13 protein-coding genes are annotated in these 13,863 nt (G+C 44.9%); 5 read left to right on the top strand and 8 right to left on the bottom strand.

The annotated features are described in order from the left end of the window. Nucleotides 1–124: 124 nt before the first annotated feature. The 6 genes from menE to QWZ04_RS18290 form a co-directional block, all read right to left on the bottom strand. Nucleotides 125–1,522, bottom strand: coding sequence for an o-succinylbenzoate--CoA ligase (menE, locus tag QWZ04_RS18315; RefSeq protein ID WP_290329690.1), 1,398 nt, complete (start codon nucleotides 1,520–1,522; stop codon nucleotides 125–127). Nucleotides 1,523–1,549: 27 nt separating this feature from the next. Further along, nucleotides 1,550–2,536 (bottom strand): o-succinylbenzoate synthase, encoded by a 987-nt coding sequence (gene menC / locus QWZ04_RS18310; protein WP_290329689.1) that lies wholly within the window; start codon nucleotides 2,534–2,536, stop codon nucleotides 1,550–1,552. Nucleotides 2,537–2,622: 86 nt separating this feature from the next. Then, on the bottom strand, nucleotides 2,623–3,489 hold the full coding sequence (menB, locus tag QWZ04_RS18305) for a 1,4-dihydroxy-2-naphthoyl-CoA synthase (RefSeq protein WP_102522539.1): 867 nt from the start codon (nucleotides 3,487–3,489) through the stop codon (nucleotides 2,623–2,625). A 27-nt stretch (nucleotides 3,490–3,516) separates the two neighbouring features. Next, nucleotides 3,517–4,299, bottom strand: a complete 783-nt coding sequence (menH, locus tag QWZ04_RS18300; RefSeq protein ID WP_435433629.1) for a 2-succinyl-6-hydroxy-2,4-cyclohexadiene-1-carboxylate synthase — start codon at nucleotides 4,297–4,299, stop codon at nucleotides 3,517–3,519. Nucleotides 4,300–4,311: 12 nt separating this feature from the next. Then, the gene (menD, locus tag QWZ04_RS18295) at nucleotides 4,312–6,135 is read right to left on the bottom strand and encodes a 2-succinyl-5-enolpyruvyl-6-hydroxy-3-cyclohexene-1-carboxylic-acid synthase (RefSeq protein WP_290329687.1); all 1,824 of its coding nucleotides are present in this window, start codon (nucleotides 6,133–6,135) and stop codon (nucleotides 4,312–4,314) included. Beyond that, nucleotides 6,132–7,439 carry an isochorismate synthase gene (locus tag QWZ04_RS18290; RefSeq protein ID WP_290329828.1) on the bottom strand — a complete coding sequence of 436 codons (1,308 nt, stop codon included), beginning with the start codon at nucleotides 7,437–7,439 and terminating at the stop codon, nucleotides 6,132–6,134. Before QWZ04_RS18290 ends, menD begins: the two co-directional genes overlap by 4 nt. Nucleotides 7,440–7,687: 248 nt before the next feature. Here QWZ04_RS18290 and QWZ04_RS18285 point away from each other — a divergent pair, with 248 nt between their 5' ends. Both QWZ04_RS18285 and QWZ04_RS18280 read left to right on the top strand, forming a co-directional pair. Then, on the top strand, nucleotides 7,688–8,902 hold the full coding sequence (locus QWZ04_RS18285) for a pyridoxal phosphate-dependent aminotransferase (RefSeq protein ID WP_290329686.1): 1,215 nt from the start codon (nucleotides 7,688–7,690) through the stop codon (nucleotides 8,900–8,902). A gap of 211 nt (nucleotides 8,903–9,113) precedes the next feature. Continuing rightward, nucleotides 9,114–9,746, top strand: a complete 633-nt coding sequence (locus tag QWZ04_RS18280; RefSeq protein WP_290329685.1) for a 3'-5' exonuclease — start codon at nucleotides 9,114–9,116, stop codon at nucleotides 9,744–9,746. Nucleotides 9,747–9,787: 41 nt separating this feature from the next. On the opposite strand, the gene QWZ04_RS18275 is transcribed toward QWZ04_RS18280, so the two are convergent. Continuing rightward, entirely contained in the window at nucleotides 9,788–10,288 is a 501-nt protein-coding gene (locus QWZ04_RS18275; RefSeq protein WP_290329827.1) for an RNA methyltransferase, read from the bottom strand. A gap of 253 nt (nucleotides 10,289–10,541) precedes the next feature. On the opposite strand from QWZ04_RS18275, the gene yfbR reads away from it, so the two are divergent. Continuing rightward, on the top strand, nucleotides 10,542–11,126 hold the full coding sequence (yfbR, locus tag QWZ04_RS18270) for a 5'-deoxynucleotidase (RefSeq protein WP_102522544.1): 585 nt from the start codon (nucleotides 10,542–10,544) through the stop codon (nucleotides 11,124–11,126). A gap of 77 nt (nucleotides 11,127–11,203) precedes the next feature. Then, entirely contained in the window at nucleotides 11,204–12,538 is a 1,335-nt protein-coding gene (locus QWZ04_RS18265; RefSeq protein ID WP_290329684.1) for an anti-phage deoxyguanosine triphosphatase, read from the top strand. A 62-nt stretch (nucleotides 12,539–12,600) separates the two neighbouring features. Here QWZ04_RS18265 and QWZ04_RS18260 read toward each other — a convergent pair whose 3' ends face one another. Further along, on the bottom strand, nucleotides 12,601–12,846 hold the full coding sequence (locus QWZ04_RS18260; protein WP_290329683.1) for a Rho-binding antiterminator: 246 nt from the start codon (nucleotides 12,844–12,846) through the stop codon (nucleotides 12,601–12,603). Nucleotides 12,847–13,047: 201 nt separating this feature from the next. Here QWZ04_RS18260 and QWZ04_RS18255 point away from each other — a divergent pair, with 201 nt between their 5' ends. Continuing rightward, nucleotides 13,048–13,836 (top strand): phytanoyl-CoA dioxygenase family protein, encoded by a 789-nt coding sequence (locus QWZ04_RS18255; RefSeq protein WP_290329682.1) that lies wholly within the window; start codon nucleotides 13,048–13,050, stop codon nucleotides 13,834–13,836. Nucleotides 13,837–13,863: the final 27 nt, after the last annotated feature.

Here is a 13,863-nt window from a genome sequence, read left to right as displayed (position 1 = left end):
GAGAAACATAAATTCAGTTTGGCTCTATTAAAGTCTGAAAGGGAATATGGGGCAATGGCGGAAGGCGGAAGGCGGAAGGCGGACATTAAAGCACGGGAGATCTATTGCTCAAGTTGCCATTTGCTTAAGTAACCGTTTTTTCAAGCAACCACTGTTTAATTGATTGCCTCGATACTTTGATGCCATTTCCGAGCAATTCAGGTGGCATTAAGTGATAGCCAATAGGCCATTTAAATTTGGTTAATTTAGGAGCGAGGAATGCATCGTAGTTGGTTTTATCGAGCAATATGCTTGCGATCAGTACTGCGACAGGTCGGTGACCAAATTCAGTATCCACCAGTGGCACGATATAGCTTTGCTGGATTTGAGGGTGAGTATTCAATACGGCTTCAATTTCTTCACAATGAATATTCTCGCCACCGGAAACAAATTGATTGTCGGCTCTACCAATAATTTTTAACTGCTCATTCGGCTGCCATTGCCCTAGGTCCTTAGTATCAAACCAACCATCATGTCGAATTAACGGTGTGACGATACCATTTTGATAATAACCTGAAGCAAGCGTCTCTCCGGCGATATAGATTCGCTCACCGACTAGCTTTAACTGGCGGTTAGGTAGCACGCTTCCTGCGTTAGCAAGCTCATCGGTGCGCTTTGCCGTTACCGTTGAAGCGGCTTCAGTCATACCATAGCCTAACCAAGTATCCACTCCTCGCTCTCGAGCCGATTGACATAAAGACTCAGGGATATGACTGCCCCCGAGTAATACGCGTTTGAGCATTAGCGTATGGTTATCTTCCAGCACTCGTTGAAGCTGAACGGCAACTAATGAAGCATGAGTCACCTGAGTTAAATCGTAGGATAAACCTTTATCACCCGGTATTACTAATCCCGCGCCGACCACTAACCAACGCCAAACAATAGCCAAACCTGAGACGTGGTACATCGGCAAGCTTAATAACCAACTATCTGTTTGCTCAAATTGAAATTCGCTCAGTAGCCCTTTTGCGCTAGCAATATGTTGAGATGCTGTATGCGCAACAGCTTTTGGCTTTCCAGAAGAACCCGAGGTGAAGATAAGGCTAACAAGCTGATTAGAAACTTGAGGTTTTGAAGATAAATGCTGAGGTAACTCGCAAGGAGCTTTAGATAAGCGAGTTAAAGAACTTTCTGTCCAACTGAATCTGGGTAACTTGCATGCTCGTTCTGCTTGCTTCTGCCACCAAACATATTTAGGGGCCAGAGTTTTAAACTTACCTTCCAGCTCGGCCCACGGGGCTGGTGAGATAGGAGACATCACTGCTCCTATCTCCAAACAGGCCAAATACAGCAACAGCAAGTCAGGGCAGTTTTTTCCTACTGCCGCAACGACATCGTTATGATTCACGCCTTCAGTCTGAAGTTGCGAAGCGATGTTTCCCACCCGTATATTAAGCTCCGACCATGTTAAGTTGGAGCTCTGTGTCTTAACGGCAATCTTGTTCGGTTGGAACACAGACCAATGCTGCAAATAACCTGTCATCTTTAACACCTACCACATACGTAAAAATTACGCGTAATAAACAAGCTCTTGGCTATCTAAAGTCAATAATGGTAGTTGGCTTTTAGGCCATGCCACATCCAGTTGCACTTGGAACATATTTAACGTATCCAAGCCTGGTAATTGATCCGGAGTGAGCCATTTTGCCATTCTCGCTAACTGACAAAGCCCAAGGCTAGATTCAATGCTAGAGCTGATCACCGCTTTCATGCCCAACTTTTTAGCCTGCGCAACAAGATCAACACAGCGTTCAATTGAACCGATTAAGGTTGGCTTTATCACGATGGTTTTGGCACCCGTCAAATCCGCTAGCTTAAAGTCCGGGCGACGAACGGCTTCTTGTAGCGTTTCATCCCAAGCAATCGCAATACCGGTATCAATGGCCAAAGAAAAACTGTCACCAGGCTGCTGACATGGTTCTTCCAAATATACGATTCTCTGGCGGTATGATGGGTTAATATACTGAGCAAATTTGTGGGCTTTTTCCGGAGTCCACGCTCTGTTCGCATCAAGACGAAGCGTAAGTTCAGGGATAGATTCAAGAAACAAATTGACGAGCATTCCGTCTCGAATAGGCTCGTACAAACCCACTTTAATTTTGGCTACTTTCTCACCGGGCATATCATTTAATACCGGGATCAATTCATCAGGGTCACCGACACACAACGGGGCAACTTGGTAAGCACCATCAATAGGGAGCCCATCACTGAGTTCCATGATCGCGGCAGAAAGACCGAAAGCAACCGATGGATGTAAGTCGGAATAATCAAATTCATGACCAGCTTGCCAGAGTTCTAACTGTGATTGAGCTTGTTGCCCGGCTTCTGCTAGGGTTTCAACACTGAACCCTGCTAATGGCGCTATTTCACCACGACCAACTTTGCCATCTTGGCATAATTCAACAATGTAACCTTCTCGTTCAGAAAGACGTTGATCTCGTAAGATAACGCCACTGTCCATGGGCAATTTGTATCGATACAACTTCACTTGACGCATAGGGAGGTTCCTAAATGCAAAATCAAAAGGGCCTAATTGGTGATGGACACACGATGCCCAAACAATCCATTAGACCCAGCTTAGCGTTACGGGTTACGAGGGTATTTGTCGAAGTCAGGGCGACGTTTTTCATTAAACGCATTACGACCCTCTTGACCTTCTTCCGTCATGTAGAACATCATGGTTGCGTTACCCGCTAGCTCTTGCAAACCCGCTTGGCCGTCACAGTCGGCGTTTAAGGCCGCTTTCAAACAACGCAGTGCCATTGGGCTGTGTTGCAATGCTTCACGACACCAACGCACACTTTCACGTTCTAGTTCATTAACAGGTACGACTGTATTTACTAAGCCCATATCCAACGCTTCTTGTGCGTCATAGAAACGACAAAGGAACCAAATTTCACGCGCTTTCTTTTGGCCTACGATACGAGCCATGTAAGACGCGCCCCATCCGCCGTCAAAAGAACCCACTTTCGGGCCAGTTTGGCCAAATTGAGCATTTTCTGCTGCGATGGTTAGATCACACATCATGTGAAGTACATGACCACCACCCACAGCGTAGCCCGCTACTGCTGCGATAACTGGTTTAGGACACGTTCGGATCTGGCGTTGGAAATCAAGTACGTTCAAATGATGCGTACCCTCTTCATCACGGTAACCGCCGTAGTCACCGCGAATTTTCTGGTCGCCACCGCTACAGAAAGCATCTTCGCCTAAACCCGTAAGAATAATAGCGCCGACTTTGCTGTCATAGCGGGCATCTGCCAGAGCCTTCATCATTTCATTTACGGTTTGAGGACGAAATGCGTTACGTACTTGTGGGCGAGCAATCGTAATTTTTGCAATACCATCGTTTGATTTGTGGTAATAAATGTCTTCGTAATCAGCACCGCAATCTAGCCATTCAACTGGTGCATACAATTCTTCTTCCGTAATGCCAACTGTTCTTGCCATTTCTTTTCCCCATCCTGTGATGTGCTATCAGCGCTTGGCTGTGATTTTTCTAATGATTTGAGCAAACGCATTAGGTTGCTCTTGATGTACGTTATGTCCAGCTTGATCTACTCGGCTAAAGCTCAATCCGCTCGAGTGTGCCAAGCTGGTAAATTTTGTGTCTTGCTCGCCACATATATAGTGCAGTACTGGTGACGATAATCCTTGTAAAGCCGTCAATAAATAGGGTTGCTTAGCCAATGACGTAGCCATCAGCATTCCAGCAATCGCTTGACCATTATTATGCTTACGCTTACCAATCAAAGTTTGTCTTTGCTCATCATTTAGTGAACTAAACACCTCTTGCTGGTACCAAGCGTCTAATACTTGCTCTATCGGGTCCGTACTAAAACGTACGGCCCATTGTTCGTCGTTTATCCATCTTTGTTGCTTCTCAACCGCCTCACGCAATCCAAAATTGCCACCTTCCAACACAACGCTGGAAATATTCAAGTGAGTAAAGCGCTTACACGCTAACCCATACATGGCAATTCGAGCCCCTAAAGAGTAGCCAACAATGCTCACTTTTCTATCTTGTGAGATCACGTTTTGAATCGCTTTGACAACAAGCTCACATACATGGTCAAAATCTAGACATTGGATATCTTTTGATTGACCATGGCATGGCAAGTCAATGGCGAGGCACGCATAGTCTTGTAGGTAAGGCGCAATTGAAAACCAATCATCGGTATCCCCCAACAATCCATGCAGTAATATGATTACGGGTTTATTCGAGTTCGCATCGTCGGTTAACCAATGGGTTGTTAGCATTTGGCTTAACATCTACTGGTTTGCACTACGCATAGAGATCAAGTTTGCTTGTTGGTTGAGGTGCTGTGTTTGCACTCTCGCAGAAATTCGTTTTAGTTCGCTCGATGCTTGCCCCGGCGGCGTAATGATTTCAACCACCAACGCACCGGTACCAATTGCAAAGTGTTGCTCCACTGTCTTTTGACACTCAACAAGACTTTGAGGCGCATGATAGGCCAAACCAAATTGCTTAGCTGCAAATTCAAATTGATAGCCATGGGGCATTTGATACAGCGTTGTTTTTTTATCATCCGCTACGGGTAATAAATCAAAAATAGCGCCACCATCGTTATTGGTTACGATCAGAACCACAGGCGAGTGGCCTTTTGAGTCATCATTAACGTTGGATTGAGATGAACTCAGCAACGCCAATGAATTTAAATCATGCAGTAATGAGGTATCACCGAGCATCATCAGCATTGGACGTTGACGGGCACGTTGCACACCAGCGGCAGTTGCCACTAACCCGTCGATCCCCGAAGCCCCTCGGTTACTATACGTTTCTCGTGGCGCCCAGTCTCCCAGCATATCAATCAAGCGAACAATCAAGCTATTACCAATAAACACATCGCTGTTTGATAAAGACCAAGTGAGCACCTGCTTGGCAAATGACGTTTCGCTGACTGGCTCTAACCCCTGTTTGTCGCTAATATCATGCTTAACCGATTGACTGTAAGTAACAAACTGCTTCGCCCATCGCTGTACTTCGCTATCGGTTTTAGGTGGTGTAGCAATATCATCAAGTGCGCTCAATTGAGCATTAACCCACTTAATAGGGTCACAAACCACAGATTTCATGCGCACATGGCTTGGGTTTAATCGCTGCACTTTGTCTTGCACCACTTGATATTCACATTCGTGGCTCAGCGTTGAAAGCACCTGATTAAGACGTTTAGAAACCAGACGAGCTCCAATTTGAATGACTACTTCACACTGTCTTAGTGCGTCATTGGCCTCTGCGTTTTGCAACCACAAATCGTAATGAGCCCATTCGCTGGTAACGCCAGATTGAGGGTCACACAATACCGGCCAGCCTAACGTTTTAGCGAGATTCAACCCGGCCTGAGCTTGCTCTAATGAAATTGAGCCGAGAATCACCACACCTTTGCGGCGTTGGGCCATTGCTGAGGTAAATAAAAACCTTTGTGGTTGAGGTTGCACGCACCCTGCATCGATTTGGACATAAGATCGGCTTTCTTGATCTTGCACCCACGACGACAATGACAATAAATAGTCATGCTGCCATGGCAATGCCTCCTCACCGTATAATGGTTCAGGGTAGGCGCAGTTGATATGAATGGGGCCACCAAGACGCGCTTGTACTTCAAGACCTTGGTCGAGTGACGTTAACAACCAAGAGGGTGAAATACGCTCACTCGGGCTCGGTAAATCAACGCACCAAGAAACATGAGAAGAAAATATTCCACTTTGAACAATGGCTTGATTTGCACCGCAACCCACCAGTTCAGGCGGCCGGTCTGCGGTAAGTAATATAAGCTGCTCACCCGTTAAACCCGCCTCAGCAACCGCTGGCAATAAATTAGCGACGGCCGTTCCAGAAGTTACCACAATCGCGACGGGTTTCTTGCTCGCCTTAGCAAGCCCAAGAGCCATAAAACCAAGGCCACGTTCATCAAAATGGCGATGCAATTTTAAACTTGGGTGTGCATCGGCTTGTAAAATCAGAGGGGTAGAACGAGAACCCGGAGCGACGCAGACGTCACTCACGCCATGGCGAGCTAACTCTTCAAAGATCAACTTAGACCAAGTGCCGTTTAAGCTAGCTTGTCCTATCACGAAGCCACTCCTAGTGGAGACTGTTCAGTAATGAGAGTCAGCAGTGTCGACATTTTTCTATCTAACTCCTGCCATTCAAATTCACTGTCTGAACCCGGAACAATCCCTGCGCCTGCAAATAACTTAACGCATTTTTCTAACACTAAAGCACTGCGAATCGCTACACAAAATTCCGCTCGGTCGTGGCTTATGAACCCTACCGAACCACTGTACCAACCGCGAGCAAAGGGCTCATGCTCTGCAATAAAGCTTAATGCTTCATCACGCGGTAAACCCGCCACTGCCGCTGTCGGTTGCAGCGCAGCCAATAGCTGAACGCCATTAACACCGGTTTTAAGTTGAGCGCTAATCTCTCGTTTAAGATGTTGTACTTTACGCAAGCGAATTAGCCGCGTTTCATCTTGTATATCAATCTGATGGGCGTGTTCGGTAAGGCTACCGACAATATCATCCACCACATACTGGTTTTCTTGCAGATTCTTAGCGTCATTACTTAACCAGTTGGCTAACGCTAGATCTTCTTGCGCATCGCAACCACGTCCGATCGTGCCCGCAAGGGCTTCCGTGAATAGTTCCGTTCCATAGCGACAATAAAGGCGCTCTGGCGTTGAGCCTATAAATGCATGAGATTTATCCAAGGCAAACAAAAAATGGAAACTATGATGATTAGTTAAGGTACTCGCTTTTAAAAACTGAGCTGCGTTAATCGAATGATGTAGCGCTAGCTCGGTTTTTCGCGCCAAAACCACTTTCTTAAATTGGCCTTGCTCAATATGTTCAAGCGCTTTATCGACAAGCTGAGACCAATGTGGAAACTCTGGAGTATGTTGGATCGATTCGATATGAGTGGGCGCATCTTGTAGCGTCACCACGTCACAAAACAAACGTTTCAGCGCTTGAATTGCTTTGGCTTTCCCACCATTCAAATTCACGTTCAACGACCATTGCTGGTCAAAACGAATTAATTCAATTTGAGGCAAAAAGAAAAATGACGACATACAACGTCTATTTTTTTCAGTAGCACCATCAAAAGATCGTCCCCCCCATACTCTCTGGCCCTCGCTCAATACAGCATAAGCTGGAGCGGGTTCAGAAAAAATATGTTCTTTACCAAGCGCGACCACTTCTTCACGAGTGTCACGGGACTGCCAATAAAACTTGGGGAATAAAGGTTGCGCGTCTAGCCAGTCAATAAACGAAAAACCTGAGCCCAAATCAATGCTGTGACTGACTCTGCTATCGTTTTTTGATGCCTGCTCTATTTGCTGAATTAGCGCATTAATTGTCTGCTGAAAGTGCGACAAAGTCACCTCGCTCACTTATGATTCTTATTAATATAACACGTGCGGTTGATACTCTATTTGTTGAACCCTCTTAGATCAAGAAGTAGAGAGGCAATTTGCGGGTTACTGACTGTCTTGATGGTTAAAACTCAACCAATTCTGATGTTTATCTTTAGCTAGTGAAGCAAGATTTGTCAGATATTTATTCTATACAAATGTAAAATAGTGTAATTTGGTAACGTAAAATAATTATTATCGGGATGCAAGTAATGAAAAATATCGGGATGTCATCAAAACTCGACAATGTCTGCTACGACATTAGGGGTCCTGTACTCAAACATGCTAAGCGCATGGAGGAAGAGGGGCATAAAATATTGAAGTTAAATATTGGCAACCCCGCCCCATTTGGTTTTGACGCCCCAGATGAAATACTTGTTGATGTGATTAGAAACCTACCTACATCACAAGGTTACTGCGATTCGAAAGGCATTTATTCAGCTCGTAAAGCCGTTGTTCAGCATTATCAAAGAAAAGGACTACTCAATTTAGACGTTGAAGATGTCTACATAGGTAATGGTGTTTCTGAACTTATCGTAATGGCGATGCAAGCATTGCTAAATAATGGCGATGAAATGTTAGTACCAGCGCCAGACTACCCTTTGTGGACCGCTGGTGTATCGCTTTCTGGTGGTACAGCTGTCCACTACCTTTGTGATGAAGAGTCGGATTGGTATCCTGACCTTGATGACATTAAAGCCAAGATCACACCAAAAACACGCGGTATTGTTCTAATTAATCCCAACAATCCTACGGGTGCCGTTTATAGTCGCGATTTCCTACTTCAAGTCGTTGAGATTGCACGCCAGCATAACCTGATCATCTTTGCCGACGAGATCTATGACAAAGTACTTTACGATGGCGCAACCCACACATCCATTGCGACACTTGCTGATGACGTGTTAATGGTAACCTTCAATGGCATCTCGAAAGCATATCGGGTATGTGGGTTCCGTGGCGGCTGGATGTTCCTGACTGGCCCTAAACACATTGCCAAAGGCTATATCGATGGCTTAGATATGCTTTCTTCGATGCGCCTGTGTGCTAACGTTCCAATGCAGCATGCTATCCAAACTGCGTTGGGTGGCTACCAAAGTATCAATGAACTCATTCTTCCTGGCGGCCGTCTGTTAGAGCAACGAGATAAAGCCTACGAACTGATCACTCAAATTCCAGGCGTTACTTGCGTCAAACCGAAGGGAGCCATGTATCTATTCCCTAAGCTTGATGTGAAGAAGTTCAATATCACCAATGACCAACAATTCGTGCAAGATTTCTTGGTTCAAGAAAAAGTACTATTAGTACAAGGCAGCGGCTTTAACTGGCCAAAACCGGATCACTTTAGAATAGTGACATTACCGCATATCGAAGATTTAGAAACGGCGATTGGGCGACTGGATCGATTCTTGTCGACTTATAGACAATAAGAACTAAGTACTAAGTACTAAGTACTAAAAGCGAAGTGCTAAAAACGAAGTGCTAAAAGCGAAGTAAGAGCAAAAAATTCAGAGCTCTAGACTTAGCACTTCGTATTTATTGCTTCGTACTTTCTATCTCTCACTTTGCTTTTAGCTTTTCGTACTTAGCACTTCAAATAATGCTACTATCCCACCAACTTTCGTCATTCAGATCTACGCCATGCTTTTAACTCAACAACCTGCAGATACTCTTATCGTTCTCGATTTCGAAACCACTGGTCTTTCTCCTACTCAAGGTGACAGGGCCATAGAGATTGGTGCTGTAAAACTTGAAAACGGTCAAGTGACAGGCAGATTCCAGCAGCTTATGAACCCTGGCTTTCGAGTAAGCGGTTTTATAGAGAATTACACAGGTATTAGTAACAACATGCTGCGTAGCGCACCAAGTTGTGAAGAAGTCATGGCTGATTTTAGTGAGTTTATTCAGGGCTATAATCTTGTGGCACATAATGCGTCTTTCGACCAACGTTTTTTGGATGCCGAACTAGAGACCATCGGGTGTGAGTATCAAGGGGAATTTGTTTGCTCAATGCTGCTGGCAAGGCGTTTATATCAGAATGCACCAAACCATAAATTGGGTGGCTTAGTCGAATATAAAAATATCCAACACGACGGCGTATTTCACCGAGCATTAGCTGATTCCGAGATGACCGCCAAACTATGGTTGCAGATGCTGGAAGATCTAAAAACGCAGCACCAGGTCAATCAGCCAGATTTCAAGTTAGTGAAAAAAATCACTAAAACCAGTAAATCTGCGATCCCCCAAATGCTGCGTCGAAGTGCTAAAGGCTAAGTTAAAAGTAGTCGCTCTACTTAGCTTTTAAAACCTCGCTTTTAGTATCTCGCTTTCACCACCAAGTTATTTCGATTATCTCGGCTACTGCGGATCAATTCATCGCCTTGAGTGCGTTGAGTTGATTTTGCAAGGCGGTCGTACAGCAATACATTGACCGTTGCCGCCAAATTCATACAACCAACAGTGGGCACGTAAACCACGCTGTCGGCACGATCCACCACATCCTGAGTAATGGTGCCATCTTCAGGGCCAAAGACATACAGAGCCTGTTCTGGGTGCTTAAATTCCGGAAGTGAAATAGCGCCCTCCGCTAATTCAACACACACGACTTTCGTTTCTGGATCTAGGTCATCTAACAAAGAAGGCATGCTTTTCAATGGGATTTTATTCGCCACGTTTTTCGTGTCGGTTTGAAATTTAGCGGCTTTGCCGTAACGCTCACCGGTATACAGCACTTGATCGACCTGATAACAACCAGCGGCACGCATTACAGCGCCAACGTTGGTTGGGCTTTTGGGGTTACTCAACCCTACCGTCACTTTTGCTGTCTGCTGGGTTGGTGACTGTTCAAGCTGTTGCGAATTTTCACTACTCACGATTCATCTTCCACTAAATGAGCACAACCACACTCTCTTTGAGTCATGGCGACAATTAAGCGCGGCATTTTAGCAAACACCACACAAAAAGACAGCACCATCACCACGCGATCCTTTTACAATAAATCCGCGCATAAGTTGTTATCAATGAAACAATCACTTAACCTTATGGTTACGAGTTATACAAGGAGGTCGTATGGCACACAGTCATTTTTTCGCTCATCTCGCCCGCATGAAACTCATCCAACGCTGGCCATTGATGCGTTCAATTTCCAAAGAAAACATTTCCGAGCATAGCCTACAAGTGGCCTTTGTTGCTCATGCGCTTGCCATCATCAAAAATAAGAAATTTGGCGGCAATGCCAACCCAGAACGTATTGCCATTCTTGGCATGTATCACGACACCAGTGAAGTTCTCACCGGCGATCTACCCACACCGGTCAAATATTACAACCCGGCCATCGCAAAAGAATACAAAATCATCGAAGCAGCGGCTGAACAAAAACTGCTATCCATGTTGCCAGAAGAGTTCCAAGAAGACTTTGCCCCTTTCTTAGTCTCCTCAAAAGCGAACGAAGAAGATGCACGCATTGTTAAGCAAGCCGATAGCCTGTGCGCATATCTGAAATGTTTAGAAGAGCTTTCAGCAGGTAATCATGAATACGAAAAGGCAAAAAAACGCTTAGAAGCCACGCTAAAAGAAAGAGAAACACCAGAAATGCGCTACTTTCTAGAAACATTCTCTGAAAGCTTTAAGTTATCTCTAGACGAAATCAGTTAACTAATTGTAAAGTCTAGAGTATAGCGGTAGACATCTCATTATGGGTTTACACAATAATCGCGTGACAAAGGGTTCCGATGAATATGACCAACAACAAAATTTGGCAAGCACGAAATAACAATGAGCATGTCATGAGGCGGGATGATCACCGAGACCCTTTTCAACGAGATCGTGCACGTGTTTTACACTCCGCAGCCTTTAGACGCTTACAAGCTAAAACCCAAGTTCACGGAACAGGCACGAACGACTTCCACAGAACCCGTCTAACTCACTCGCTAGAAGCCGCCCAATTAGGCTCGGGGATCCGTGCCCAACTCAAACGCAAACAACCTGAATTTACCGAAATCTTGCCATCAGCCAGTTTGATGGAAGCCTTATGTTTGGCGCATGATATTGGTCACCCGCCGTATGGTCATGGTGGTGAAGTCGCACTCAATTACATGATGCGTGATTTTGGTGGTTTTGAGGGAAATGCCCAAACCTTTCGTATTGTCACCCGTTTAGAGCCCTACACACCCGAGCATGGTATGAACCTTACCCGTCGCTCAGTGCTAGGGTTACTTAAATATCCCGCGTTTATCAGCCAAACTAAATCGCTATTACGTCCAGAACCCGTTGCTCATCAACGTCAATTAAAGGCGCATGATTGGTTACCGGCAAAAGGAGTGTATGATGCCGACAGCGATTTACTCGATTGGGTTTTAGATCCTCTTAGTAACCACGACCGTGACCTATTTTCTACCATGCGTGAATCCAATTATTCCGATTCAGAGCATAAGAAAACACGCTTTAAATCTCTCGATTGCTCGATCATGGAACTGGCCGACGATATTGCCTACGGCATCCACGATTTAGAAGACGCCATCGTATTAGGTATGGTTACCCGTACCCAGTGGCAAGAAAGCGCAGCAAGTCAACTTGCAGAGTGTGGTGACTCGTGGTTTGAAAGCAATATTCAACAGATCAGTGAAAAGCTCTTTTCGAATGAACACTATCACCGTAAAGACGCCATAGGCAGCATAGTGAATGCCTTACTCACCAGTGTAAAAGTCGCGCCTCTACCCAACGCACAGTTTGACGAAGTACTCCTCAATTGGAACGCATTTTTAGATCCTGAAATGGCGCAAGCACTGGAGATCTTCAAACAATTTGTAAGCCAGTATGTAATTCAGATACCGCAGGTTCAAATTGTTGAATACAAAGGCCAGCAGATCGTAATGGATTTGTTTGAAGCCTTAAGCGCAGACCCCGCAAGGCTTTTACCCGATACCACGAGAGAGAAATGGTTGAGCGCGCAGCAAGAAAGCCAAGCAAGCGGTATGCGAGTGATCAGTGACTACATCTCGGCTATGACCGATGGTTACGCACAGCGGTTACATCAGCAGCTATTTTCCGCTTACTCTCCCTATTAGCCATGACTTGATCGATGGCATGATATCTCGGAGGGATAACCTGACAACCCCATTTGGGAAGTTTAACTAAAGCTGACACTTTCGAAATGTGGGTTATCTATGCCCACTTCGAGCATGGCAATGTCATCCAGAACGACTAACACTTCACCTCCATCATCACTGATCACCAAGCATTCTTGTCTAGACTCATTTCGCACAGTATCAAGTGCTATACCCGCTAGTACGCTGCCCGCTTTCATCGTCAACTTTATTGGATAACGATGCATACATGCAATTTCAATATAATCGTATTTTTCGCAACTGATCATAGAGTTCACCGATTAAGTTTCAGGTAACCACATTAGCCCTAATCATTACTCGCTGTAAACATCAAGCGCTATCCTAACAATATAGACATACCTAGATTAGATTACCTTTCATTAGTTACTTGGTTGAAAGACGCGTGTCTGGCATCATGCACACCCGAGCGCCGTGGTCAGTGAACTGCACTAAGAGCATGTAGGTATCCAGTGATAGAAAACAGCCAACAATTAAGTAACCGTTACAATGAACACGGTTACTTTATTATCAGAAATTATTTCGATGAAACCCAAATTTCATCGCTTAGAAACGTGATTTTGAAATTTCATGAGTTATGGAAAGTAGACAACTTAGAGTTCTATGAGGAAGAAGCGTTTAACTCGTCTTTAATTACTGGAAGCGAGTATCTAAACAGCGTTGATAGATCGGTGCTTTTTAATTTCATTAGCTCAAGAAAGGTCATGGAAGTCGTTGATTCGGTGATACCAAAAAAACCAGCTTTTATGAATACACAGCTGTTCTTCAACCCTGTCAATCCTCAACAAAAAGACTTCTGGCACCGGGACTGTCAATACGACTATGACATCGAAGATCAGATGAAAGTGATCTTGGATACGCAAGTGTTGCATCTTCGAGTTCCCTTGTTTGATGAGCTTGGTATGGAAATCATACCCGGCACGCACAAACGATGGGACAACGACGAAGAATATAATGTTCGCCAGGAAGTAAATGGCAAGATAAGCAGTGACAGCATCCCCGGCGGGAAAAAAATTCCATTAGCGGCGGGAGACTTATTGGTATTTTCAGCAGATATGATTCACCGAGGTCTATACGGCTTGGACCGTTTGGCGTTAGATATATTGATCTTTGATTCGGCTTCAGACTATGTCGACTACGTCGATGATGATTGCCTACCTACTCAGGCCATGCTCAATACTATCGCAGACCCAAGATTATTTACAAACACGCTGCGGCTGAAGTCGCAAGTATGCGTTTAAATAATTGGTTGGAGATAATTCAAACGC

This window comes from Vibrio tapetis subsp. quintayensis (assembly GCF_030409945.1).
Classification (GTDB): Bacteria; Pseudomonadota; Gammaproteobacteria; order Enterobacterales; family Vibrionaceae; genus Vibrio; species Vibrio quintayensis.
The sequence above is the reverse complement of the archived record's forward strand: the minus strand, read 5'-3'. Positions and strand labels throughout refer to the sequence as shown.

What these genes read in the sequence shown, in the direction of transcription:
- menE (WP_290329690.1), bottom strand. Translation starts at nt 1,522, where the DNA reads ATGACAGGTTATTTGCAGCATTGGTCTGTGTTCCAACCGAACAAGATT.
- menC (WP_290329689.1), bottom strand. Translation starts at nt 2,536, where the DNA reads ATGCGTCAAGTGAAGTTGTATCGATACAAATTGCCCATGGACAGTGGC.
- menB (WP_102522539.1), bottom strand. Translation starts at nt 3,489, where the DNA reads ATGGCAAGAACAGTTGGCATTACGGAAGAAGAATTGTATGCACCAGTT.
- menH (WP_435433629.1), bottom strand. Translation starts at nt 4,299, where the DNA reads ATGCTAACAACCCATTGGTTAACCGACGATGCGAACTCGAATAAACCC.
- QWZ04_RS18285 (WP_290329686.1), top strand. Translation starts at nt 7,688, where the DNA reads ATGAAAAATATCGGGATGTCATCAAAACTCGACAATGTCTGCTACGAC.
- QWZ04_RS18280 (WP_290329685.1), top strand. Translation starts at nt 9,114, where the DNA reads ATGCTTTTAACTCAACAACCTGCAGATACTCTTATCGTTCTCGATTTC.
- yfbR (WP_102522544.1), top strand. Translation starts at nt 10,542, where the DNA reads ATGGCACACAGTCATTTTTTCGCTCATCTCGCCCGCATGAAACTCATC.
- QWZ04_RS18265 (WP_290329684.1), top strand. Translation starts at nt 11,204, where the DNA reads ATGAATATGACCAACAACAAAATTTGGCAAGCACGAAATAACAATGAG.
- QWZ04_RS18260 (WP_290329683.1), bottom strand. Translation starts at nt 12,846, where the DNA reads ATGATCAGTTGCGAAAAATACGATTATATTGAAATTGCATGTATGCAT.